At 43.7% G+C, this 22,126-nt stretch carries 26 protein-coding genes and 1 other annotated feature; of the genes, 2 read left to right on the top strand and 24 right to left on the bottom strand.

The features are described from left to right. Nucleotides 1-154: 154 nt before the first annotated feature. Together DYI25_RS11505 and DYI25_RS11510 are read left to right on the top strand one after the other, a co-directional pair. Nucleotides 155-1,294, top strand: coding sequence for an IscS subfamily cysteine desulfurase (locus DYI25_RS11505; protein ID WP_213368843.1), 1,140 nt, complete (start codon nucleotides 155-157; stop codon nucleotides 1,292-1,294). Nucleotides 1,295-1,352: 58 nt separating this feature from the next. Beyond that, a complete protein-coding gene (locus DYI25_RS11510) occupies nucleotides 1,353-1,892 on the top strand; it encodes a transcription repressor NadR (RefSeq protein WP_213368844.1) in 540 nt (179 codons plus the stop codon). Nucleotides 1,893-1,925: 33 nt separating this feature from the next. Here the strand turns inward: DYI25_RS11510 and pheA are convergent, their stop codons facing one another. The 24 genes from pheA to DYI25_RS11630 form a co-directional block, all read right to left on the bottom strand. Beyond that, nucleotides 1,926-2,768 (bottom strand): prephenate dehydratase, encoded by an 843-nt coding sequence (pheA, locus tag DYI25_RS11515; protein WP_213368845.1) that lies wholly within the window; start codon nucleotides 2,766-2,768, stop codon nucleotides 1,926-1,928. A gap of 30 nt (nucleotides 2,769-2,798) precedes the next feature. Next, complete coding sequence (locus DYI25_RS11520) at nucleotides 2,799-3,251, bottom strand: ACT domain-containing protein (RefSeq protein ID WP_213368846.1); 453 nt, start codon at nucleotides 3,249-3,251, stop codon at nucleotides 2,799-2,801. 134 nt (nucleotides 3,252-3,385) lie between these two features. Beyond that, nucleotides 3,386-4,678, bottom strand: a complete 1,293-nt coding sequence (gene obgE / locus DYI25_RS11525) for a GTPase ObgE (protein ID WP_213368847.1) — start codon at nucleotides 4,676-4,678, stop codon at nucleotides 3,386-3,388. 48 nt (nucleotides 4,679-4,726) lie between these two features. Then, the gene (locus DYI25_RS11530; RefSeq protein WP_213368848.1) at nucleotides 4,727-5,266 is read right to left on the bottom strand and encodes a Spo0B C-terminal domain-containing protein; all 540 of its coding nucleotides are present in this window, start codon (nucleotides 5,264-5,266) and stop codon (nucleotides 4,727-4,729) included. A gap of 218 nt (nucleotides 5,267-5,484) precedes the next feature. Beyond that, on the bottom strand, nucleotides 5,485-5,775 hold the full coding sequence (rpmA, locus tag DYI25_RS11535; protein WP_041964011.1) for a 50S ribosomal protein L27: 291 nt from the start codon (nucleotides 5,773-5,775) through the stop codon (nucleotides 5,485-5,487). 13 nt (nucleotides 5,776-5,788) lie between these two features. Further along, a complete protein-coding gene (locus tag DYI25_RS11540; RefSeq protein ID WP_213368850.1) occupies nucleotides 5,789-6,121 on the bottom strand; it encodes a ribosomal-processing cysteine protease Prp in 333 nt (110 codons plus the stop codon). A gap of 15 nt (nucleotides 6,122-6,136) precedes the next feature. Then, the gene (gene rplU / locus DYI25_RS11545; protein WP_041964013.1) at nucleotides 6,137-6,445 is read right to left on the bottom strand and encodes a 50S ribosomal protein L21; all 309 of its coding nucleotides are present in this window, start codon (nucleotides 6,443-6,445) and stop codon (nucleotides 6,137-6,139) included. A gap of 15 nt (nucleotides 6,446-6,460) precedes the next feature. Then, nucleotides 6,461-6,540 (bottom strand) — a sequence feature (ribosomal protein L21 leader region). 89 nt (nucleotides 6,541-6,629) lie between these two features. Then, nucleotides 6,630-8,084, bottom strand: coding sequence for an Rne/Rng family ribonuclease (locus DYI25_RS11550; RefSeq protein ID WP_213368851.1), 1,455 nt, complete (start codon nucleotides 8,082-8,084; stop codon nucleotides 6,630-6,632). Between the two features lie 65 nt (nucleotides 8,085-8,149). Then, nucleotides 8,150-9,016, bottom strand: a complete 867-nt coding sequence (locus DYI25_RS11555) for a M50 family metallopeptidase (RefSeq protein ID WP_213368852.1) — start codon at nucleotides 9,014-9,016, stop codon at nucleotides 8,150-8,152. Next, nucleotides 9,009-9,785, bottom strand: a complete 777-nt coding sequence (locus tag DYI25_RS11560; RefSeq protein WP_213368853.1) for a M23 family metallopeptidase — start codon at nucleotides 9,783-9,785, stop codon at nucleotides 9,009-9,011. The genes DYI25_RS11555 and DYI25_RS11560 overlap by 8 nt, the downstream gene beginning before the upstream one ends. A 133-nt stretch (nucleotides 9,786-9,918) precedes the next feature. Then, nucleotides 9,919-10,722, bottom strand: a complete 804-nt coding sequence (gene minD, locus DYI25_RS11565; protein WP_213368854.1) for a septum site-determining protein MinD — start codon at nucleotides 10,720-10,722, stop codon at nucleotides 9,919-9,921. Between the two features lies 1 nt (nucleotide 10,723). Continuing rightward, a complete protein-coding gene (gene minC / locus DYI25_RS11570; RefSeq protein ID WP_213368855.1) occupies nucleotides 10,724-11,404 on the bottom strand; it encodes a septum site-determining protein MinC in 681 nt (226 codons plus the stop codon). Between the two features lie 337 nt (nucleotides 11,405-11,741). Further along, nucleotides 11,742-12,260 carry a rod shape-determining protein MreD gene (gene mreD, locus DYI25_RS11575; protein ID WP_213368857.1) on the bottom strand — a complete coding sequence of 173 codons (519 nt, stop codon included), beginning with the start codon at nucleotides 12,258-12,260 and terminating at the stop codon, nucleotides 11,742-11,744. After that, a complete protein-coding gene (mreC, locus tag DYI25_RS11580; protein ID WP_213368859.1) occupies nucleotides 12,257-13,147 on the bottom strand; it encodes a rod shape-determining protein MreC in 891 nt (296 codons plus the stop codon). Before mreC ends, mreD begins: the two co-directional genes overlap by 4 nt. Nucleotides 13,148-13,223: 76 nt before the next feature. Beyond that, a complete protein-coding gene (locus DYI25_RS11585) occupies nucleotides 13,224-14,246 on the bottom strand; it encodes a rod shape-determining protein (protein ID WP_213368860.1) in 1,023 nt (340 codons plus the stop codon). 160 nt (nucleotides 14,247-14,406) lie between these two features. Continuing rightward, nucleotides 14,407-15,096 (bottom strand): RadC family protein, encoded by a 690-nt coding sequence (radC, locus tag DYI25_RS11590; protein ID WP_274609500.1) that lies wholly within the window; start codon nucleotides 15,094-15,096, stop codon nucleotides 14,407-14,409. Between the two features lie 65 nt (nucleotides 15,097-15,161). Next, complete coding sequence (locus DYI25_RS11595; RefSeq protein WP_213368861.1) at nucleotides 15,162-15,734, bottom strand: Maf family protein; 573 nt, start codon at nucleotides 15,732-15,734, stop codon at nucleotides 15,162-15,164. A gap of 203 nt (nucleotides 15,735-15,937) precedes the next feature. Continuing rightward, nucleotides 15,938-17,059: an SPOR domain-containing protein gene (locus tag DYI25_RS11600; protein ID WP_213368862.1), complete on the bottom strand. Its 1,122-nt coding sequence runs from the start codon at nucleotides 17,057-17,059 to the stop codon at nucleotides 15,938-15,940. A gap of 117 nt (nucleotides 17,060-17,176) precedes the next feature. Continuing rightward, nucleotides 17,177-17,992: a type 4a pilus biogenesis protein PilO gene (pilO, locus tag DYI25_RS11605; protein WP_213368863.1), complete on the bottom strand. Its 816-nt coding sequence runs from the start codon at nucleotides 17,990-17,992 to the stop codon at nucleotides 17,177-17,179. After that, complete coding sequence (locus tag DYI25_RS11610) at nucleotides 17,989-18,627, bottom strand: hypothetical protein (protein WP_213368864.1); 639 nt, start codon at nucleotides 18,625-18,627, stop codon at nucleotides 17,989-17,991. The genes pilO and DYI25_RS11610 overlap by 4 nt, the downstream gene beginning before the upstream one ends. After that, nucleotides 18,624-19,619, bottom strand: a complete 996-nt coding sequence (pilM, locus tag DYI25_RS11615) for a type IV pilus biogenesis protein PilM (protein WP_213368866.1) — start codon at nucleotides 19,617-19,619, stop codon at nucleotides 18,624-18,626. The genes DYI25_RS11610 and pilM overlap by 4 nt, the downstream gene beginning before the upstream one ends. A gap of 17 nt (nucleotides 19,620-19,636) precedes the next feature. Next, nucleotides 19,637-20,389: a prepilin peptidase gene (locus DYI25_RS11620; protein WP_213368868.1), complete on the bottom strand. Its 753-nt coding sequence runs from the start codon at nucleotides 20,387-20,389 to the stop codon at nucleotides 19,637-19,639. Next, nucleotides 20,389-20,793 carry a prepilin-type N-terminal cleavage/methylation domain-containing protein gene (locus DYI25_RS11625; RefSeq protein ID WP_213368870.1) on the bottom strand — a complete coding sequence of 135 codons (405 nt, stop codon included), beginning with the start codon at nucleotides 20,791-20,793 and terminating at the stop codon, nucleotides 20,389-20,391. Before DYI25_RS11625 ends, DYI25_RS11620 begins: the two co-directional genes overlap by 1 nt. 125 nt (nucleotides 20,794-20,918) lie before the next feature. Then, a complete protein-coding gene (locus DYI25_RS11630) occupies nucleotides 20,919-22,124 on the bottom strand; it encodes a type II secretion system F family protein (RefSeq protein ID WP_213368872.1) in 1,206 nt (401 codons plus the stop codon). Between the last annotated feature and the right edge of the window lie 2 nt (nucleotides 22,125-22,126).

Raw genomic sequence — 22,126 nt, forward strand, 5'->3', positions numbered from 1 at the left:
GCCTGATTTCGGGCACAGGTTAGTTCTTCTTGTTACCGAAAATCGTTAGAAAGCCTGATTTCGGGCACAAGTTGGTTCTTCTTGTGACCGAGATTCGTTAGAAAGCCTGATTTCGGGCACAAGCAACCCATAATTGTTGAACAGGAGCGAACCTATGAAATATTTCGATTACGCGGCAACATGTCCACTGGACCGGGACGCGGCAGATATTTTTATCCAGGCATCGACAAAGTACTTTGGGAATAGCCAGAGCCTTCATGAAGCAGGCAGTGCTTCTGCTAATCTTTTGGAGAGCTGCAGACAAGAATTCTCCCGTTTGCTTGGTGTTGATAAAGCGGGGATTTATTTTACAAGTGGAGGCTCTGAAGCGAATTATCTTGGAATTATGGCACTCCTCTCTGCCAAAAGAAAAAACGGCAACCATATTATAACCGGGGCTGCTGAACATTCCTCCGTCTATAATCTGATGAAAAAGCTTGAAAGAGAGGGATGGGAGATCACATTTCTCCCAATGGACCGAAATGGCAAAATTGAGTTTACAAGATTTATCGAAGCTGTCCGGCCGGAAACTGTGCTCGTTTCTATTCAGCACGGCAATCCTGAGGTCGGCACAATCCAGCCGATCATCAATATTGCTAATTATTGCCGCTCTAAAGATATACTGATTCACACTGATTGCGTGCAAACCTTCGGAAAAATACCAGTTGCGCCACTTGCTGGATGGGTAGATTCCCTTTCAACTTCTGGACATAAGTTTTACGGACCTAAAGGAACTGGAGTGGCTTATGTAAATCCCAAGCTTGCCTCTAAGCCTTACATTGAAGGAACTGTACATGAAAAAGGCTTCAGGCCTGGCACGGTAAATGTCCCGGGAGTCGCAGCGATGACCGCAGCAGCGCAAAAAGCTCATTCTCTCATGGAAACTGAAGCGCAGAGAATAAAAAAGCTAAGAACTGCTTTTATTGATTCCCTTTCAGATGTCAGGGAATCAATTGAAATTTTTGGTGCAGAGGGCGATGAACTGCTTCCAGGTATTGTCGGAATGGCGATAAAAGGTCTTGAGGGACAATATGTCTTGCTTGAATGCAACCGCAAAGGATTTGCGATTTCAACCGGTACAGCTTGTCATACCGGCATGCTGTCACCAGCGAAGACGATGTCTGCAATGGGAATCAACGGGAAGCAGGCAAAGGAATTTTTCAGAATTTCGTTCGGGAGGGAGACTAGTCAGGAAGATGTAGTCGACCTTGGGAAAATGCTTGCAGCAATCATCGCACAGGTCCCTGCCATTTAACTTCAAGCTGATTTTATGGTAAAATTCTCGAATGAAGAGTCGAAGGAGAGATCGGATTATGAAGGAACCTACGAAAATCCTCGGAGATGAACGCCGCGCCTATATCCTGAAACGTCTGCAGGAAAGCAGTGAGCCTATCACCGGAGGCGAGCTTGCGACAATTACAAATGTAAGCAGACAGGTCATTGTTGGTGATATCACCTTGCTTAAAGCTAAAAACGAACCAATCATCGCTACGAGCCAGGGATATCTTTATATGCATGCCTCCCGTCCTTCAGCGGCGGAAAGGACCATTGCCGTCTCACACGGCCCTGAAAGGACAGAAGAAGAACTCCTGCTTCTTGTCGATCAAGGTGTAACTGTTAAGGATGTAAGAATCGAGCATCCAGTGTATGGGGATTTAACAGCTTCCATCATGGTCTCAAACCGAAACGAAGTAAAACAGTTCATGGAAAAAATCAGAGCAACCAAAGCTTCCTATTTATCAGAGTTAACGGACGGAATCCACTTGCACACAATTTCTGCTCCGACGGAAAAAGCGCTGGATGAAGCTGAAGAAACGCTGCGTAAAGAAAAATTACTTATTGATTTAGAATAGGGATATAAAAAAATCCATCAATTGATGGATTTTTTATATCTTATGGCTCGAATAGCTTCCAATCAGTTTAACAGTGCAGCCTAATGCCTCTAGTTCAGCAATGGCTCCTGGAATTAATACATCATCCATTTTCAAATTAATATCGATAATGAAAAAGTATTTTCCTAGACCCGTTTTCATCGGGCGTGATTCAATTTTGGAAAGATTGAGCTTTCGCCATGAGAAAGCAGATAAGACTTGGTGCAGCGCTCCTGCGCGATCTGAAGGCAATGTAATCATCAAGCTTGTCTTGGACTCTTCAGTTGGAGCTATGTAAATGTCATGTTTTTCCTTTGCCAGCACAGCAAATACGGTATGGTTATAGCTGTAATCATGGACATTTTTCTCAGCCGTGGCTAATCCGTACTCCTCTGCAGCAAGGTTATTCGCAATTGCGGCGATGTTCCGTTCAGGATGGTTTTGTACATATATAGCCGCTGCGGCTGTAGAAGACATATTTTCAAGGGGAATTCCTTTGAATTCTTTATGCAAAAATTTATGGCACTGTGCAAGTGCGTGTGGATGGCTTAAAATTAATTCAGCTTCCCTCCACTTTTCAACATTGTCTCGATGAACCAGCAAATGCTGCTTGATTGGCACCACCGCTTCACCAACAATCTGAAGGTCTGTTTCATGGACTAGATAATCAATGGTGACATTTACTGAACCCTCGATTGAGTTTTCCAGTGGAACGATTGCTGCATCAATTTCTCCTGCAGAAGCAGCATCCATACATTCTGGTATGCTCACAAATGGAATCCTCTTGGCCTCTTTAAACAATTGCCGGGCAGCATAATCCGTAAATGTTGCTTCCGGTCCGAGATATCCGATAATCAAGTCCATCCCCCCTGCTACAATAAACTTTATTTAAGCACCTGATCCCAGCACTTCAACTTTTTCTACGAATTCAAGTCTTTTCAACCTTGCCAGCAACTCATCCATTTCGACTCTCATTTCGGTGACATTCAAGCTTAGCGTTACATTCGCCCTGCTTTGCAGAGGAATCGTCTGATGGATAGTCAGAACATTGCAGCCAGTAGCTGCAACCGTGCTAAGCAGTTCAGAAAGCGTACCAGACCGATCTTCAAGCTGGAAAAACAGCGTAATGATCCGTTCCTTCACAACTGTATGGAACGGAAAGACCGTATCACGGTATTTATAAAATGCACTCCGGCTCAAGTCTACCCTTTGAACTGCATCCCAGACTGATTCTGCCTTACCACGTTCGATCATCTCCTTTGCCTCGAGCGTTTTCTTCATTGCCTCAGGCAGGACATCTTCACGAACAAGGTAAAACTTCCTATCTTGATTTTGCTTCATCTCCACCACCCCATCAGATTGCTAGCTTTTTTTATCATCTTGCTGCTGCGACTTAAAAAGAAAAATATCTATTTTTAAAGAGGAAAGCCGATTAACCTGTTTCTGGCTAATCGACCTTCTAAAATCATTTAAGCCTATTCCACAAATTCAAATTCATACTCAAGCAGCTTGACGGTATCTCCGTCTTTCGCGCCTCTTTCGCGGAGAGCATCATCAATGCCCATACCGCGCATCTGGCGGGCGAACCTTTGGACAGATTCATCCCTTGAAAAATCAGTCATCTTGAATAGCCTTTCAATGCTGTCACCTGAAATGACAAACGTACCATCCGATTCACGGGTAATCTGGAATTCCTGCTCAGCTTTTTCATGCTTGTACATGACACGAGTTTCATCTTTTTCTAATTCCACTTCATCAATGAGAGGGAACTCTGGAGTCTTTTCAATCAAGTCAGCTACTGCGAATAACAACTCACGCAGACCTTCTCTCGTTACAGCCGAAATTGGGAAAACAGGATGTTCATCTCCAATTTTCTCCTTGAATACCTTCAGGTTCTCTTCCGCATCCGGCATGTCCATTTTATTGGCCACGATTACTTGCGGTCTTTCCGTCAGCCTCAAGTTATATTCCTTCAATTCATTATTAATCGTTAAGTAATCCTCATAAGGATCACGGCCTTCCGTTGCAGCCATGTCAATTACGTGAATGATTACCCGAGTACGTTCGATATGGCGCAGGAACTGATGCCCAAGGCCCACTCCCGAATGGGCTCCTTCAATAAGTCCAGGCAAGTCTGCAAGTACGAAGCTTCTGCCGTCTTCTGTTTCAACCATACCAAGATTCGGAGCGATAGTTGTGAAGTGATACTCCGCTATTTTCGGTCTAGCTGCTGAAACAACAGACAATAACGTCGATTTCCCGACGCTTGGGAAGCCCACTAATCCTACATCCGCAAGGAGCTTTAACTCCATGATGATTTCTCTTTCCTGTCCTGGTTCACCTTTTTCAGAAAGCTCTGGTGCTGGGTTGGCCGGTGTAGCAAAACGCGAGTTCCCACGGCCGCCGCGACCACCTTTTGCGATGACAGCCTGCTGCCCATGTTCAACCAAGTCAGCAATGACCGCGCCAGTTTCAGCATCGGACACGATTGTCCCTGGAGGAACCTTTACGATCATATCCTTTGAATTTTTACCATGCTGGTTTTTAGACATTCCGTGCTCGCCGCGCGGTGCCTTGAAATGGCGCTGGTACCTGAAATCCATCAGCGTCCGCAGTCCCTCTTCTACCTGGAAGACTACATTTGCACCATTACCGCCGTCTCCGCCAGCTGGGCCGCCCTTCGGAACATACTTTTCACGTCGGAACGCGACCATTCCATCGCCGCCGTCCCCGCCTTTAACATAAATCTTAACCTGATCGACAAACATTATGTCATTACCACCTGTCTGAAATTTGTTATCGCTTATTATGTTTCCCTAGAGTGATTCCATAAAAACTTCTATCGTCAATTCCCCATCGACCACGCCATCCGATATAACTTTCATATGTTCACCCGGTTGCTGGTCAAGGAACGTTTTTAAGCGATTTTTATCATTTATTATTCCGCTAAAATCAAAAAAGAACCGAATTCCTTTCTCCTGTGGTTCAATTGTGACGGAGAGATGATTTTCCTGATATTGTTCAATCGATGAATTAAATGTATCAAAAAGCTGCTCTGTCCAGCCAGTCAACAGCTGGTCATCTAATCTGTGGAAGTTCTGGGAGTCCATTACTTCATATTCCAATTGGAAATGATGATTCTCCCAATTGCAGGTTAACAATTTAGAGGCAAACTGAGGTAGATGTAAATTAGATAGTTTTGCATCCTGCCTGGCTTCCATGATAATTTCTTCAATGATCTCTTTAGCCCGGTCCACTTTATTCAGCGATAAATTCCCTTTAATTAGTTGAAGCTTATTCATCCAATCATGTCGTGCATGGCGCAAAACCTCGATTGTATCCCACTCTTTTTTCATACACATACTCCTACTCATAAGACTGCTTGGTGTAAGTATAACAAAAAAGCCATTCTGCGTAAGCTAATTATGTATTTATATTAGTTGGATCCCTGTAGATTTTATTTACCCTAATCCTTCTCATAGCCAATTTTAAGTCTATAGATAGACGGTTAGCAGTCAAAAAGCTTCATAATACAAGAAAACCCTAACCGCAGTGGTTAGGGCTTCTCTTTGGCTTACGCTTCTTGAGCTGCAGGATAAACACTTACTTGCTTGCGGTCACGGCCAAGACGTTCGAATTTAACGACGCCGTCAACCTTAGCGAATAGAGTGTCATCTCCACCTTTACCCACGTTTACACCTGGGTAGATTTTAGTTCCGCGCTGACGGTAAAGGATAGAACCACCAGATACGAATTGACCATCTGCACGCTTAGCGCCAAGACGCTTAGAGATTGAGTCACGTCCGTTCTTAGTTGAACCTACACCCTTCTTAGAAGCGAAGAATTGAAGATCTAATCTTAACATTTTGTTCCACCTCCTACTGTTTGAAGGTTAATTTTATATGCTTTCCGTACTCTTTTTCCATCGATTGCAATGTAATGACCATACTTTCTAAGAGCAATTGGATTTTCGACTGTGTATCCTCAGACAAATTGTCCGGGATGTCACAGCGGAGAAAACCATCTGCGCCTTGTTCAATGTCCGGGGTGACACCTGTCAAACCAATGATGGAATTGACTGTCCCAATGGAGATGGTGGAAACACCTGCACAGACAATGTCACTGCCATGGGCAGCGAATCCAGCGTGGCCGCTAATCGTAAACGATTGGATGCTTCCGGATTTTGTACGATTAATCGTAGCACGAATCATGGTAATCCGCCTTAATTAAGCGTTGATCTTGTCGATAACAACTTTAGTGTAAGGCTGACGATGACCTTGCTTCTTACGATTGTTCTTTTTCGCTTTGTACTTGAAAACGATGATTTTCTTTTGACGGCCATTCTTTTCAACTTTAGCTGTAACAGTTGCGCCTTCAACTACTGGGCTACCAACTTTAACGTTATCGCCACCTACAAAAAGAACCTTGTCAAAAGTTACAGTTTCGCCTTCAGCAGCGTTTAGCTTTTCAATGTAGATTGCTTGTCCTTCTTCTACCTTTACTTGCTTGCCGCCAGTTTCGATAATTGCGTACATTCCATTGCACCTCCTCATTAGACTCAGACTCGCCATCAGCAGGCGTTTGCAAAAAGCAAATCTTAAATACCTGATGCGTGCGGTTGTAGCACGGGTGCTACAAACAATAACATTAAAATACTATCATATGCCGAGCAAAAGTGTCAACATATAAATCGATGTTCTTTTAATGGCCAGCTTTGGTTCAACCGTGTTCTGTCGAAGCACCAACCTTAAGGATCTCATAAAAAGGTTTCGCCGCGTCTGACACTGAGAATTTTATCTTAAAGCCCAGTGCTTTTTCAAGCCTCAATTTATGGATATCGGCCTCGCCTGAAAAATGGTTTATGACCGCCTTGGTCGCAGCTACGTGAATTTCTTCGTAATCGGAGTTTTTGTACTCCCACAGTGCCCGCTCGAGTCTGTATGCAACGGTTTCCGTGCTCAGCACCTGTCCTGTACCTCCGCAAGTCCAGCAGTTTTCAGTCAGAGTCTCGGCCATCGATTGCTTCGTCTTCTTTCTTGTCAATTGGAGGATTCCCAGCTCGGTAAAGCCGACAATCCGTGTTCGGCGCTCATCCTGAAGCAGTTCTTTTTGAATGAGTTTCAATACGTTTTCCCGATCCGTATTACTCTTCATATCAATAAAATCGATCAGAATGATGCCCGCAAGATCCCTGAGCCTGATTTGCCTTGCAGCTTCAACCGCCGCATTCAAATTTGTTTTCATGATCGTGTCACGCAAATCCGTTTTGCCGGAAAACTTGCCTGTGTTCACATCGATCATCGTAAGTGCCTCTGCCTGGTCAATGACCATGTAGGCTCCTTTTTCCAGCCATACCAACCTTTTAAGCAGCCGTTCGATTTCCTGTTCAATTTTATAAAAAGAAAAGATATGATCTTTCCCACTATAAAACTTAATCTCTTTACCCTCTGTGATATGGTGCTGAATTCTTTTCTTAAACTCGAGACAATCCGTAACCACTTCTCCATTTTCAAAAGAAAGAAGTGCTGCAACAGCCTGCTCAAAAAAGTAATCGCGACTGTGAACGAGTCCTGGCTTCTTCATTGCTGACATGGACTTTGTCATTTGAGCATATTGAACCCGCTGCTGCTCTAGCTCACGCATGATTGCTTCTTCAGTCTGTTTCAGGCTTTCGGTCCTGAAAATAAGACCTTCCTCAGGCATTTTGACATGACTGGCGAATTCTCTCCACTTATTCCTGGTGTCTGTCGAGTCTGCCTTTTTAGAAACAGCAATGTATTTACCCTGAGGCATATATACAAGGTTCTCTCCCTGTAATTCAATGATTCCTGTCAGCCTTGCCCCTTTTGTCCCGGCCGCGTCTTTTTCAACCTGAACAAGCAGCTTTTCACCTTGATGCACATACGAAGAAATCATCCGATTCGCTTTATTCTCATCTTCTGACAGTACATAGGATGCTAGTTTATCTTTTTGAAGAAAACCACTCATTTCTTCGCCAAAATTGACGAATGCTGCGTTCATCCCTGGTATCACTTTTTCTACGATACCAAAATAAATATTCCCGACCAGAGATTGCTGGTCAGGCTGTTCGATATATATTTTTTCGACTTCACCATTCTTGACCAATGCGAAGCGCTTTTCTCTAGAATTTGCATTAATGATTAGCTTGTTCATTGTTTCTCCCTATCCGCAAAAAAATGCAGCGCAAAAGCTGTCTGCGCTGCATTTATTATCCTATTTTAAAAGGTGTAAAGCAAATCTCCTATCTTTGCTGACAATAACTTCTCACTGAAAAAAGCATGGAGCAATTCATTCTCATCCATGACCATTTCCTTGCCGTTCTGCTGCTTGACGATGATTGGGTGCTTGCAGCCACGCTGGAACTTTTCCAGTATCTGACCGACCATTTCATTCTCGGTTGCGTTTATTGGCTTTAGTTCTCTCAAATCCACCTGCTTCCCATAATGCCTTTCCATTAAAAAACGCATGAACGTAAAACGCCGCTGCTTCCATTCATAATAGATAGAAAACGCCAGGAAACCGATGATGACCCAGACATTCAGTGTCAAAGGTGCGAGAATGATTAGTATAGCCGAAAAAATGACCAGGGTTCCTGCTGAAACATACAATGTCCGCAGATGTGCCTCCTGAAAGGATTTGTTCATCGATAACAGAATGAACACCAGCTTGCCTCCATCCAATGGCCAGATGGGGATAAGATTGAACAGGAGGATCATTATATTATATTCGATGAACAGCAGATGCCATTTCTCTGGAAATAAACCTGCTGTAAACAGCAAATAGGAGAGCGCCATCATCCAAACATGCTGCAGGGGGCCTGCCAGAACAACAATCAGTTCTTCTTTTAACGGCCTGTTCCCGTGCTCATCCATTTCAGCTACCCCGCCGAAAGGAAGCAGGGCGATTTTCTTGATTCTCCACGAAAAAAAAGAAGCTGCAGCACCATGTCCCATTTCATGAACAAAAATAATCAGCAGCACCATCATCAGCTCTATAAAATGCGCGGTCGCAACAGCAAGGGCGATGATCACCCACAATAAAGGATGGATGTGTATTTTTCGCAATAAGGCAATGGCTTTATTCAAACTTAATCACCTGGACGGGATCTACGAAGTCATCCCCTTTTTTAATAGCGAAATAAAATGAACCTTTTATTCCATCCGTACTGTCCATTGCCGTACCTAACTTTGCTCCCTTAGAAATATATTCATAGAGGCTCACATCGATATCGTCAAGGTTTCCGTACCATGTTTCACTCTTGTCTGCATGCTGCACAATGACCGTTTTACCGAATCCTTCTTTCATGCCGACAAAGTGGACAAGTCCTTCATCCATGGCTTCCACGCCGGCACCTTTGCCGGTTTCAATCATAATTCTCTGGCCATTGTCGCCAAAATCCTCAAGGATCTTCCCGGAAGCAGGGAGAGCATATTGGTTGTCTGGGTTCAGTTCCTGCTTATTTTCCTCATCTGCACTTTTTGCTGGAAGTAATGCCAGTGGCTTGCCAAATTGGTCTTCATACCAGTTAGAAACGGCAGCAAACTGGAATTCCTGGTCCATCGTGTGTTTCACATATTGCTGGATCGTTTCTGCTTTTTCAGATGGACTCCGGAAAATGATTGCAATGATCAAAACGAGACATGCGGAAGCAAGCACCTTGAACAGAAAAACTTCCTTCTTGAAAAGAGGATGTCCGCCTTCCCCTGGACCCATGTCATAAGATGGAATCCTGTCAAAACCATGCCGTTCTTCTTCCGTCGAGAAAAAGCGGTTATGATTCACTTTCTCCATTCTTTCCCGCTCTCTTTTCCTCTTCATCATCCTTCTGCGTATATCATCAGTTCTCGAGTTCATCCAATCCCCACCATTCCCCTTGTACTCTAAGTTAGTACAAGTCTATGACCTGTCCAATAAGAGTATGACAATTTCCATTAATTGAATGAAAAAGGCATCTGCTCTCGAACAAGTGAGAGCAGATGCCTTGTGATCAGCGGACTCCGAAGAACTTTTTAATCTTCGAAAATACGCCTTTATTATCGTTGTCTAATTGCTGCAAGGGAACTGATTCACCAAGAATTCTGCGAGCAATATTCCTATATGCGATGGAAGCTTTGCTATTTGGGTTCAGTGCGATTGGCTCGCCGTGGTTTGAAGCTTTGATAACTTCATCATCATCGGCCACAATCCCGATCAAATCGATGGATAGATGTGTAGTGATTTCGTCCACATCAAGCATGTCGCCATTTTTCATCATATGGCTTCGGATACGGTTGATGACCAGCTTTGGTGATTCAACATTTTCTTCTTTTTCAAGCAGGCCGATAATCCTGTCAGCATCCCTGACCGCGGATACTTCTGGTGTTGTGACAACAATTGCCTTGTCAGCACCAGCAACGGCGTTTTTATATCCTTGTTCGATTCCTGCCGGGCAATCGATGATGATATAATCATAATCTTGCTTCAGTTCATTCACCAATTTTCTCATTTGTTCCGGCTGGACCGCAGTTTTATCGCTGGTCTGGGCAGCTGGAAGCAAGTAAAGGTGGTCATCGAAGCGTTTATCTTTTACAAGGGCCTGATGAATCTTGCATCTTCCTTCAACTACGTCAACAAGATCATAGATAATGCGGTTTTCAAGCCCCATGACAACGTCCAAGTTACGCAAGCCGATATCTGTATCAACAAGACAGACTCTTTTGCCTTGTAGGGCTAAAGCTGTACCTATATTAGCAGAAGTTGTCGTTTTGCCAACTCCGCCTTTTCCGGATGTAACTACTATCGCTTCTCCCACTTTAGAGGCCTCCTTCGAATCTAGTTAAATTAGGTCTTTTCTTCATTAAAACTTGCAATCTATCAACAACAATCTGTTGATTGTCTGATATGTAAGCACATTCCATCACGCGGCTGTCTTCTTCAGGGACATCATCTGGAGCCCGATTGATGCAATCACTGATCCTGAGTTGGGAGGGCTTCATGACAGATGCAGCAATGACTGCTTCCTCATTTCCTTCTGTGCCCGCATGTGCAATGCCTTTCAAGGCACCCATGATAAAAATGTTCCCAGTCGCCTTAACCGTTCCTCCGGGATTGACATCTCCTATTAGCAGCAGATCTCCTGTTATTTCAAGGACCTGGCCTGAACGGATCACTTTGGCAACAGTCACGATTTCTGTTTCCTGACGAAGCCTCTCAGCTTCATCCCTGGTGATCACATTCGTCTCAAGTTCCTCTACGATTAAGTTTCTCTTCTGGCGGATCAAATCTTTCAGTTCTTCCTCCTGATCCTTTGAAAGGTACCTGTTTCCTACCTTCACCTTAACCGATAGCAGCTGTTGCTCCTCCTGGACACGAGTTGAATTCGAAAGCTTCCTATCAAGCTCCTTCTTCAATTCATCGTAAGAGCAAGTATCGTCCAAATGGAGCGTAAGCCCATCTTTTGTTCCTTTTATTGTCACATTTTGTGTTTTCTTCATACTGGATGTTCACCTCATAAGAAAAGCGCTAGCGCCTTGGTCAGCCTCAACAGGCATGTTACGCCCTGCGAGAAAGCAATTCCACAGCCTGTCCAATAACCCCAATATACTCCTTTGTTCCCATTCAACCGCGAATATTCACTAGGAGCAGCCCGTTTCCTCGAAAGCTCTTCATCAGGAATGCTACGGCCCGAGGGACAGAAACTGGACAAAAATCTGTTTTATATCATTAAAAGGAATTCGACAAGCATTCTTCAAATTCCTTTATTTGAATAGGCGTGATCAATCATCCCTATACTCCGCTGCTTCCATGTCCTCAAATACAGTAGATCATGACTCAATCGTTCCTAAGTCTGTCTGCAGCATTCTCGAATTGTTTTTTAAATGGATAGGCAGCCAATATGATAAACGCAAGGTTTAGAATTAATGTCGGGACTAGTCTTATTTTAACATAGGTCGAAAAGTCCAGGTCAGTAATTTTTATCAACAGCATCAACTCGTAAACTCCTACCTCCAAAAGCGCAATGCCAAGTAGGGATAAAATTGAAACAATCAAAACATTGGTCTGCAGAATCCTCATCATATTTGCGAACAAATAGGCGATGAACGGGAACATGAATAGATAAATCCCAATAATTTCTGTGTAGACGACATCAAAAAGCAGTCCAAAAATAATACCATAAAGGATTCCATGTCTTGGACTCAGGTAAGCCGTCAAAAATAATATCCCTACCATGAGGAAATGCGGAACAAGAATCCGGTCACTGTTGAATAATTCTGCAGGCAGAAGTTCGACAAACAAACTTTCCAGGATGAATAATAAAGCGAAAAGTGCCGGGAGCAGGAAACGGATCAATTGTCTTCCTCCTCACCTTCACTATCTTCCAAGCTTTCTTCAAGGTCCACTGAGACCATTGATTTCTTAACAACCATAACATGTTCCAAATCATAAAGATTTGCTTCTGGCTTAATATATGCCGTTTGATTCAGGCCAAATTGATCAGGGACAACCTTGACAACCTTGCCGATTGGAAGATCCTTAGGGAAAATTCCACCCATACCAGTCGTGACGACATTCTGCCCTTTTTCAATTTCCGCATCATACGGAAGCCCTTTTAACAAAAGAAGTTCTTTCTTCTTGTCATACCCTTCGATTGTGCCGTAAAGCGGCTTTTCTGCCTGGAGGATCGCAGAAATTCTGTTGGTCGGGTCAATGGAGCTGACTAGCTGCACGGTTGCCGAAAATGGTGTCGTACTCTTGATCTTACCGATTAAACCTTTTGCAGTAATAACCGCCATGTTTTTTTCGACGCCGTTAGCAGCGCCTTTATTAATGATGATCAGTTCATTCCAGCGTTCAGGACTTCTGGCAATCCTGACTGCCTGAATTGGTTCGTAGTCTGCTAGTGATTCTTTCTTGTCTAAAATTTCCTGAAGCTCCTCGTTTTCTTTTTCAAGGGAGTATACTTTCGCTTCAAGGCGGGCCATATCATCAACGCGTTTCTTTAACTCTTTGTTTTCCTGATATGTATTTTGCAAGTCTTGAAGGTTTTCGATTAAACCAGCAATATAATTCGCAGGTCTTGAGACAACGGATTGCACCCAGCTGGTAGAGTCTTTGACAAACTGTTCGGGCCATGTCAATTCTTCTCTTTCCCTTAAAGAAAATCCAATCAATGCCACGAGGACTATAATGCTCACAAGCAGCATTATCAGGCGTTTATTAAAAAAGAACTGTGGCATGATTTACACCTCTAATCTAAAAAAATGGATTACAGAAGAGGAGGGAAGTGGATTTCCCCCGCTTCCCTTCTTCCTATTACCTTGATTCTTTTGCTTTGCTCTTGAATAAATCGATATGATCTAATGCCTTGCCTGTACCAATTGCAACACAATCAAGCGGGTCTTCGGCGATCAAGACCGGCATTTTTGTTTCCTCACTGATGACCTTGTCCAAATTACGCAGCAATGCGCCTCCGCCAGTAAGGACAATTCCGCGGTCCATGATGTCAGAAGCTAGTTCTGGCGGCGTTTTTTCAAGTGTCAGCTTAACAGCATCAACAATGGCGTATACTGTGTCACGCAACGCTCTGGCAATTTCTTCGGCTGTGATTTCAATGGTCTTTGGCAATCCTGTCAGCAGGTCTCGGCCGCGGATTTCCATATTTTCAATCCCATCCGCGTCTCCTGCTGAACCAACTTCCATTTTAATCGCTTCAGCTGTTCTCTCACCAATCATAAGGTTGTAAGTTTTACGAATATAATTGATGATTGCACCATCCATCTCATCACCAGCAATGCGCACAGATTGAGATGTAACGATTCCGCCTAGAGATATGATCGCCACTTCTGTCGTACCGCCGCCAATGTCGACAACCATGCTGCCAGTTGGCTCCCATACAGGAAGGTTTGCCCCAATAGCTGCTGCAAACGGTTCCTCAATCGTAAAGGCATCTCTTGCGCCTGCCTGGCGAGTTGCGTCAATAACCGCTCGTTCCTCAACAGCTGTTATTCCAGAAGGAACACATACCATTACATACGGCTTACCGGCAAACCAGCCTTTATTCTTCGTTGCCTGTTTAATGTAGTATTTCATCATTGACGCTGTTGTCTCGTAATCAGCAATAACGCCATCTTTCATCGGCCTTAATGCTACGACGTTACCTGGTGTACGGCCAATCATATTTTTCGCGTCATTACCGACAGCAACGATATTTTTCGTATCCGTCTGAAGTGCCACAACCGACGGCTCTCTTAAAACAATTCCTTTTCCTTTAACATAAACGAGTGTATTAGCAGTACCAAGGTCTATTCCGAGGTCTCTTGTTCCGATCCCAAACATATTTGTATCTCCCTTTCTTAACAAAAAATGCAATAAAAGAACAGGCAATCTATAACAAAATTAGTTGATTGTTCATAGGCAGATTTCCTGACAAAATTTTAACTTTGTCCGCAAAAATCATAAATTATATTATATCGCAACGTCAATCAAAATCCTAGTATCATACATACCCTTTTTCCTTCAAACTAACATATTTATTTTCCCCAATGATTAAATGATCTAACAATTCAATTCCGACAATTTTACCGGACTCAGCAAGTCTTTTCGTCACTTCTATATCTTCTCTGCTTGGGGTAGGATCACCTGATGGATGATTATGGACGCAAATGACAGACGCTGCTGACCGGCGTACTGCTTCTTTAAACACCTCTCTTGGGTGTACTATGGAAGCGTTAAGGCTGCCGATAAAAATCGTCTGCTTGTGGACCACCTGGTTTTTCGTATTCAAGTATAAGCAGACAAAATGCTCCTGTGTCAAAAAGCGCATATCACTCATTAAGTATTTCGCACCGTCTTCCGGTGAGCGGATCACATAGCGTTCATCAAGGGTATGGTTGGCGATGCGCCTGCCGATTTCAACTGCCGCGAGTACATGGATCGCTTTTGCTTTTCCGATCCCTTTTATTTGGGTTAACTCTTCCAGAGTAGCATCTTTTAGAAGGCGGAGGCCCTCAAACTGGGAAAGCATTCGGTTTGCTAGCTGGAGAACTGATTCCTCGCGCGATCCCGTTCCTAGCAACAGGGCAAGCAATTCATGATTGGAAAGGCTTTGAGGGCCATTCTGGACAAATCGCTCCCGCGGCCGCTCATTTTGCGGATAATCTCTGATCATTAATGAATTTGTAGACAATCGGTTTTCCTCCCGGTCATTTATTATGACGAGGGAAGTGTAGAAGAAGTTTCTGTGGCTTTCTTTTAATAAGGAAGGTTGTATCCGATTTTTCTTAACTCCCTGATCAATCTGGATACAGGCAGTCCAACAACTGTGTAATAATCCCCACTGATCTTTTTGACAAGCATACTGCCGAATCCCTGGATTCCATAGCCGCCTGCCTTATCGAAGGGTTCACCGCTCTTTATATAGGTGTCGATTTCTTCATCTGACAATTCCCAGAACGTCACATCTGTTTTTTCATAGAAACGTGTTTCCTTCTCAGGGGAGATGATCGATACTCCTGTGTAAACTGAATGGGTGTTCCCAGACAGCTTTTTGAGCATCTGTAAGGCTTCTTGTCCGCTTTCAGGCTTCCCAAGGATCGTTCCATCGTTGACCACGACAGTATCTGAGCCAATCACAAAACAATTTGGATAATCTTGAGCCACAGTTCCCGACTTTCTGGAAGCAAGGTCCATAACCACTTCAGCAGGGCTGAGGGACTCACTGAAACTTTCGTCTGCATCACTGCTCGAGATTTCAAATTTCAAGCGGAGGTTTTCAAGAAGTTCTTTTCGCCGTGGAGAAGAAGAGGCTAAAATGAGGCGTTGCATAAAATCACCTTTCTTTTCTTTTTGCATCAAAGGGAGATACAAGCTAATACTATCAAAGTTCACCATTTCAAACAATCTAAAGTCCTTATTCTGGCAAAAAAAATCAGAGCCTGGCGCAATTTGCCGAAGGCTCTGTTAATTTGTACAATTTCCCGGAAAATATTCTTTCTCCATCCCGCCAATAAATAGATTGCCGGAATGTATTACTTGCCAAGCGATTGATAGGCTGACAGGAATGCCAGAAGGCTTTTCTCCATTTCCGCCAGTTGGTTGGCATCCTTAGTTTTTTGGTAGCTCATAAAGGCAGCACCCGCCCTCTCCATGCTCGCCTTAGCCTTTAGAACGGTTGGATCCTTTAAACTCTTGTCTTCTATTTTGCTGATCATCGCCTGGTAATTTTCTGCTTTTTTCACTTCCTCCGACGCAGCTGCAGCTCCGCTCATCAGGATTGTATAGATTTCCGGTGCCTGCTGGAGGAATTCCGATTCAGCTGCTGTTAAGCCAGCTGCCGTTCCACCTGCAATCTCGAATGGTTTTGCGAACACCTCAACCCCTTTAGCCTCGAGTGCCTCTGCCTGTTGTTTCGCAGCCTCAATGCTTCCAGCGGTTGCTAAATAGACGGCGAACTTGCCATTCACAGGAAACAACTCTGCTGTAACTCCCTGGCCATCAAGGAGATTCACCCTTTCCTTTGCAGCAGCCTCTGTTGTGAAAATGCCATTCTGGATGATAAAGGCCGGAATTGATTGTAAATCAAGCGACTCATTGCCACCTGCAGGGCTTTCAGCTGTCGGACCAGCTTTTGGCTGGGTCACTGCTGGTGCAGCTGTATTCGGTTCTGATGGCAGGAATTTAAGGAATGTCACTCCAAACGCCGTCCCAAGTAAAACGGCAAAAAGGACATTCAAAATAATAGTCGTATAAAGACGATTATTCCGTTTCGTTTTAGTATTCCATACCGAAATGCCGATGCTTTTCTTTTTTTGCTTTTTTTCCTGCTTTGGGGTGATTTTGTATTCTTTGATGATTTCCTCATCGACAGGATCAGGCAAGATCCAGTCAAAGCTCTCCTCAGCTTGTTCTTGGGCGGCCGCTGTTTCATTCAACGCTGCATCCTTTTCCAGCGGATACACCTTGCTCCGGTCTCCACGGATATCGTTGATCTGGTAACTGCTGCTTTTTTCTTTATCATATTTACCTTTTTCAATGGGTTCTTCCTGTATAGGCTTCTTTATGCTTCCAATATTCTGATTTTTGTTGTCTACCTGAACCGGACGGTCCTTGCCATTAATCTTGATTGTGATTGACTTTCCTTGCTTGTCCAATGCTTGTACCTCCCCCTGCCCGTTCGTGTTTGGCTTCATCCTATCATAGTGGCAAAAAAAAATAACAAGACTTTTGTCGTCTTGTTATAGAATGCTTTCGTCAATTTTTTTACTAGATTAGTTTTCGTCCGTTCCTTCTGTTCCATCGACATTGGGTTGTTCATTTTCTGTAAGGTTATCTTCTGAATAATCTCCGAAAGTCGGGAAAGGGTTGCGTTTGTTTGCTGGTTCGGGCGTTTCAATTTTTGGGTTGTAGTCTTTTAAGTCATCAAAGCCTGACAGATAAAATGTATTGATCGTCAAGGTCATAGCAATCATCTTTTCTTCATCTGAAAGGGAATTGATTTCCTCAGGGCCAGTGAATGAAATCGATTCGACCATGACCACCCGCTGCAATTTTTCCAGTGTCGCAATGAACTTTTCGAGTTCAAAATAGCTGGCAGATTCAACTTTCACCGTCACAGAATTTTTTGCTATCCCTTCAGGCATAGTATTCTGGTTTTCCTCTGCTGTGACCGATTCTGTTCCTTGGTTTTCGGTACTAGTGCTGTCAACTGCCGGCTGCTCACCGTGGGCTGGCTGAGCTTCACTGACTCCCTGACCGTCATTGTTGAATTCCATGGAAGTAATATAACTGTTCGATATGACTTCAGCTTTTTCAAGGTCCAGGACAAGTTGTTCAGTCATTGGATCGACTGGCAGCATCTTCTGCAATTCGACCGTACTGCTAAAATCGGTTGCGCTTGCCGTGGACAACCGTGTTTCCAGTGTCTCACTCAGCTGCTGCTCAGACTTAAGTTGACTTTCCTTGAGAGCAAGACTGTCTTTTAACGGTGATATGTATAGAAAGTAGACACCGATATAGATCAAAATTGCTAATAATGCCATTAGTGTCAAAATCATGGTATGTTTCTTTTCAAGTTGGAGGTTCATGTTTCATTCCCCCCTTTTGAAGCGATACCGTTATTTCCTTTGAATAATTCTGGCTTGAACCTGATTTCGTACTCTGCACTGTAACGAGGAAGGATTTTATCTTCCTCCTTCTCCACATTAACAGTCGATGTGGCAGCTTCTGTTTCTTCATCCTGCTTTTGTGCGACCACATTCATCAATGATACTCCCTCTACCCAATCCGCACCTTTTAGGGAACTCAAGTAAAAAGCAGCGTCTCTTGATGCATCAAATTGAATCTGAATTACAACAGAGTTCGAATCGCTATATTCAAAGTTTTGGATGAAGCCGCGCTCAGGCAGCAGGGCAATGGTCTTTTGAAGAAGCGGTACCGTTTCATGCGGATATTGCTCTGCCCACTTCACTGCTTCCTGAAGCTTCACAGTTGAGCTGCCAGCATCCCCTTCACTCAGTTTCGCCTGCTGGGCTTCATTCAGCTTCTGAAGACTTTCGATCTGCTTATCAAGTGATGCCATCTTACTTTCATAGCTGCTGCCCTGGAAAAATATTATTGAGGCACTGACTGAAAATAATAGAATTCCAGTCAGTGTCATAATGAGCATTGAAGATTTCTTATGTTCTTTTTTAGGTAAAAGGTTAATCTCGACTAGCATCATTGCACCTCTTTTAATCCAAGCCCCAGCGCCAGATGAAAGGAATTTGGCAATAACTCCTGGCCGCTTCCATGCATTATGACCTTCAAGGTATCTACTGGGATCTCAAATCGTTCCTTCATATCCATAATCACTCGATCGAACATTGGATGGTCGCCGTTTACAAGAATACGCGTCACTTCATTTTTGCCATGTGTAAGAGAATAGCGGTAAAAATCCATCAGCTTTGCAATATCACGATAGATATCTTCAAGCTGGAAGGTCAGTTCGGAGAATTCCCCTTCATAAACCAGTTCCTGTTCGGTACCGCGCTCCCTTCCCCGTTTCACCTTCCAGTTTTCCTTCAGGTCACCCGGGATGTGCCGCATGAAGACAGGAATATGCTCCTCGAACACACACATGCTGACAACATCGAGGTCAAACTGGATCGACAGAAGCACCTCGTTTTCCCACGCCATATCATTTTGATGATATAGCCTGTATATAGCAAGCGGTGAGATGTCCGCAGCAATCGGCTTCAGTTTGGTACTTTTGAACAGATCAGCATATTCTGTTACATATTTTTCAGGTGCGGCAAAAACAAGAATCTCCTGCTTTTGGTCCTCAACACCAAGGGTAATGATATCAAATACTGGATCTTCAAATGGCAGATGTATTGAAGTCCCCAGTTCCAAGTACAAGTATCCATGGATTTCATCTTCTTTTACATCAGCAGGAATTGAAACCTTCCTGATAATCACCAGAGAATCAGGCACGGTAAAACGGATTTCCCTTTTGGCGATTTTCCAATCATCAATACATTCATCAAGGATATTCACCAATGTATCAAAGTCCTGGATTTTGCCGTCCGAAATGATACCAGGAGGCAAATAACGTTGTCCGTACTGATGAGGCATGGCTGGATTTTTCTGCTTCAATTCAACATACCGGATGGAATGGTCATTGAGAACAAGATTGACAACCTTGCTTCTGCCCGAAAAAAGGGAAAGTGCCATTTAAAAAACTCCTTTAATTAAAAAACAGTTAGTAATAGATTCAAATACCAATCAACGATTTTCTCACCAAAGAAATACGCCACTAGCGTGCCTATTGCGATGAATGGACCAAATGGAATTGGCTGCTTCTTTTTCACCAGTCCGAACAGCAGGCCGATGATCCCGAAAAATGCGCCAAAAAAGGTGGAGAAAAAGAAGGACAGAAGCATGATCTTCAATCCGACAGCAAAGCCAATCAGCGCGAAAAGCTTAATGTCGCCGCCGCCCATGCCACCCCTGCTTACGAAGGCAATCAATAAGAGGAACATGAATCCCGCCGCTGCACCCGCAAGAGAGTCCCACCACGGCGTAAGAGGATGATAGATTCGTTCGACCGCAAAGATCCCAGCGAACACAAGCAGCACCTTGTCAGGGATGATCATATAAGCAAGATCTGAGACAGTAATGATAATGAACAATGAAATCAATGTAAGAGCGATTACCAGTTCAAAGCTCCAGCCAATCAGCAGGAACGCGCTTGCAAACAGCAGACCCGTCAAAAGCTCAAATAAAGGATAAACAAGAGAAATGCCGACCTTGCACTGGCGGCATTTCCCCCTTTGGAACACATATGACAAAACCGGTATCAACTCAAGCGCCGTCAGTTGATGCCCACATTTCGTGCAAGAAGAACGCGGCGCTACGATAGACTTTCCTTCTGGCACTCGAAGGCCTACTACGTTGTAGAAGGAGCCAACGACGATGCCGTACATAGTAATTAATAAAATCATTACCTTGTATGAGCTAATAATTCTGCTTCAGTTACAGTAGTATCAGTGGCTGCATGAGTAACTATCGAGGCAGCATCATGATTTTTTATAGTGTACCTTTTATTTGTAGCGTCATAATCTACTACATAATCAAGTCCTGCATCTTTTACATTAGAAACATAGTCACCTAAAGTAGTATGTGTCCAGCTAACAACATCGCTTTTTGATGAATGCGCTAATTTAGCTGCATTAATTATTTGGACTGCCTCGGCAACTTTTGCATCATTTTTTGATTTATTGATAATCCCACCAATACTCGGAATCGCAATCGCAGCAATAATCCCCAAAATTACAATAACCGCCAATAGTTCAATCAGCGTCAAACCTCTTTGATCTTTCATTTTTTCCTTCAGTGCTTTTAACATTATTATCTCTCCCTTTTAGTATTATTTACCTATGACAAAAGATATATGTATCTATCAATATTATAATGGATAGATTGTTAAATTAATATTAAAAATTCTAGTTTTTTGTCTATTTTTGCTAATTTTTAGTTCACATGATTAAAGATGTCGAACATTGGAATCATGATAGATGTGACGATGGTTCCAACTAGTCCGGCGAGCACGACAATCATGATTGGTTCAATCAATGACTTCAACTGATCTGTGCTTGTTTCTACTTCTTTTTCATAGAATTCGGCGACTTTTCCGAGCATTCCGTCAAGCGAGCCAGTTTCTTCCCCGATAGATATCATCTGGGTGACCAGTGGCGGGAATGCCCAGTGCCTGCGCATCGGAACTGTCATCGATTGTCCCACTTCCAATGCATCGCGCGATTCCCGTACCACTTTGGAAATCACTTCATTCTCGACGACGTTTTCGACAATCGACAGCGCTTGAAGTATCGGCACTGAACTTGTGAACAAAGAACTCAATGTTCTTGTCATCCGTGCGAGCACTGCTTTTTGTAAAAGTTTTCCGAATATCGGCATTCTTAATAGCGCGTAATCAAGATAATATTTCGTTTTTTTATTCTTTTTAATAAAAATAAGTGAGATCGCAATACCCATAAAGAACAGGACTATCAGCCACCAGAATTTCTGCATAAATTCACTGGCTCCAAGCACGAACTTTGTTATAGCAGGCAGCTCTCCACCAAAATCTTCGAACATCCCGACAAAAGTTGGTACGACTGAAACAAGCAGGAAGATGACAACACCTATCGCAATTACGGCAATGACTGCGGGGTACGTTAAGGCTGCAATTACTTTCTGCCTGGTGTTATGCTGCTTTTCGTAGTGTTCGGCTAAGCGCTCGAGGGCCTCATCCATGTTCCCCCCCGCTTCCCCGGCACGGACCATATTGATATACATCGCAGAGAATATTTTGGGATGCTTGGCTGATGCCTGGGACAGCTGGTTCCCATCTCTCAGTTCTGCTTCGATATCGAGCAGCACTTTCCTTAATGCTTTGCTGTCTGTTTGGTTGGCCAGGATCTTTGTTGACTCGACGACCGACACACCGGCTTTCAGTAATGTGGCAAACTGGCGGAGATAGATAACCAGGTGTTGAAGCTTTACGGGATTTCCTATCGAAATGTCTTTTGTCAAAAGTGTTTCTGGGACCTCAACGATTTCAGTTGTCCTGATTCCTTCCTCACGCAATTTTTCGAGGGCTTCTCGCTTGGATCCAGCTGTGACCGTCCCTGATCGTTTCTTTGTCCGGTCGCGGCCGGAATATTTGAATCGTGCCATTT

The organism is Mesobacillus boroniphilus, from assembly GCF_018424685.1.
Taxonomy (GTDB): domain Bacteria; phylum Bacillota; class Bacilli; order Bacillales; family Cytobacillaceae; genus Mesobacillus; species Mesobacillus boroniphilus_A.

Excerpts from the sequence above, each read along its gene's own strand:
- DYI25_RS11595 (WP_213368861.1), bottom strand. The coding sequence starts at position 15,734 with ATGCAACGCCTCATTTTAGCCTCTTCTTCTCCACGGCGAAAAGAACTT.
- DYI25_RS11585 (WP_213368860.1), bottom strand. The coding sequence starts at position 14,246 with ATGTTTGGGATCGGAACAAGAGACCTCGGAATAGACCTTGGTACTGCT.
- DYI25_RS11630 (WP_213368872.1), bottom strand. The coding sequence starts at position 22,124 with ATGGCACGATTCAAATATTCCGGCCGCGACCGGACAAAGAAACGATCA.
- DYI25_RS11625 (WP_213368870.1), bottom strand. The coding sequence starts at position 20,793 with ATGTTAAAAGCACTGAAGGAAAAAATGAAAGATCAAAGAGGTTTGACG.
- DYI25_RS11530 (WP_213368848.1), bottom strand. The coding sequence starts at position 5,266 with ATGAAAAAAGAGTGGGATACAATCGAGGTTTTGCGCCATGCACGACAT.
- DYI25_RS11540 (WP_213368850.1), bottom strand. The coding sequence starts at position 6,121 with ATGATTCGTGCTACGATTAATCGTACAAAATCCGGAAGCATCCAATCG.
- pilM (WP_213368866.1), bottom strand. The coding sequence starts at position 19,619 with ATGGCACTTTCCCTTTTTTCGGGCAGAAGCAAGGTTGTCAATCTTGTT.
- DYI25_RS11550 (WP_213368851.1), bottom strand. The coding sequence starts at position 8,084 with ATGAACAAGCTAATCATTAATGCAAATTCTAGAGAAAAGCGCTTCGCA.
- DYI25_RS11520 (WP_213368846.1), bottom strand. The coding sequence starts at position 3,251 with ATGAAGCAAAATCAAGATAGGAAGTTTTACCTTGTTCGTGAAGATGTC.
- DYI25_RS11560 (WP_213368853.1), bottom strand. The coding sequence starts at position 9,785 with ATGAACTCGAGAACTGATGATATACGCAGAAGGATGATGAAGAGGAAA.
- rpmA (WP_041964011.1), bottom strand. The coding sequence starts at position 5,775 with ATGTTAAGATTAGATCTTCAATTCTTCGCTTCTAAGAAGGGTGTAGGT.
- minC (WP_213368855.1), bottom strand. The coding sequence starts at position 11,404 with ATGAAGAAAACACAAAATGTGACAATAAAAGGAACAAAAGATGGGCTT.
- pilO (WP_213368863.1), bottom strand. The coding sequence starts at position 17,992 with ATGAACCTCCAACTTGAAAAGAAACATACCATGATTTTGACACTAATG.
- obgE (WP_213368847.1), bottom strand. The coding sequence starts at position 4,678 with ATGTTTGTCGATCAGGTTAAGATTTATGTTAAAGGCGGGGACGGCGGC.
- DYI25_RS11610 (WP_213368864.1), bottom strand. The coding sequence starts at position 18,627 with ATGATGCTAGTCGAGATTAACCTTTTACCTAAAAAAGAACATAAGAAA.
- DYI25_RS11505 (WP_213368843.1), top strand. The coding sequence starts at position 155 with ATGAAATATTTCGATTACGCGGCAACATGTCCACTGGACCGGGACGCG.
- rplU (WP_041964013.1), bottom strand. The coding sequence starts at position 6,445 with ATGTACGCAATTATCGAAACTGGCGGCAAGCAAGTAAAGGTAGAAGAA.
- DYI25_RS11510 (WP_213368844.1), top strand. The coding sequence starts at position 1,353 with ATGAAGGAACCTACGAAAATCCTCGGAGATGAACGCCGCGCCTATATC.
- DYI25_RS11620 (WP_213368868.1), bottom strand. The coding sequence starts at position 20,389 with ATGATTTTATTAATTACTATGTACGGCATCGTCGTTGGCTCCTTCTAC.
- mreC (WP_213368859.1), bottom strand. The coding sequence starts at position 13,147 with ATGCCACAGTTCTTTTTTAATAAACGCCTGATAATGCTGCTTGTGAGC.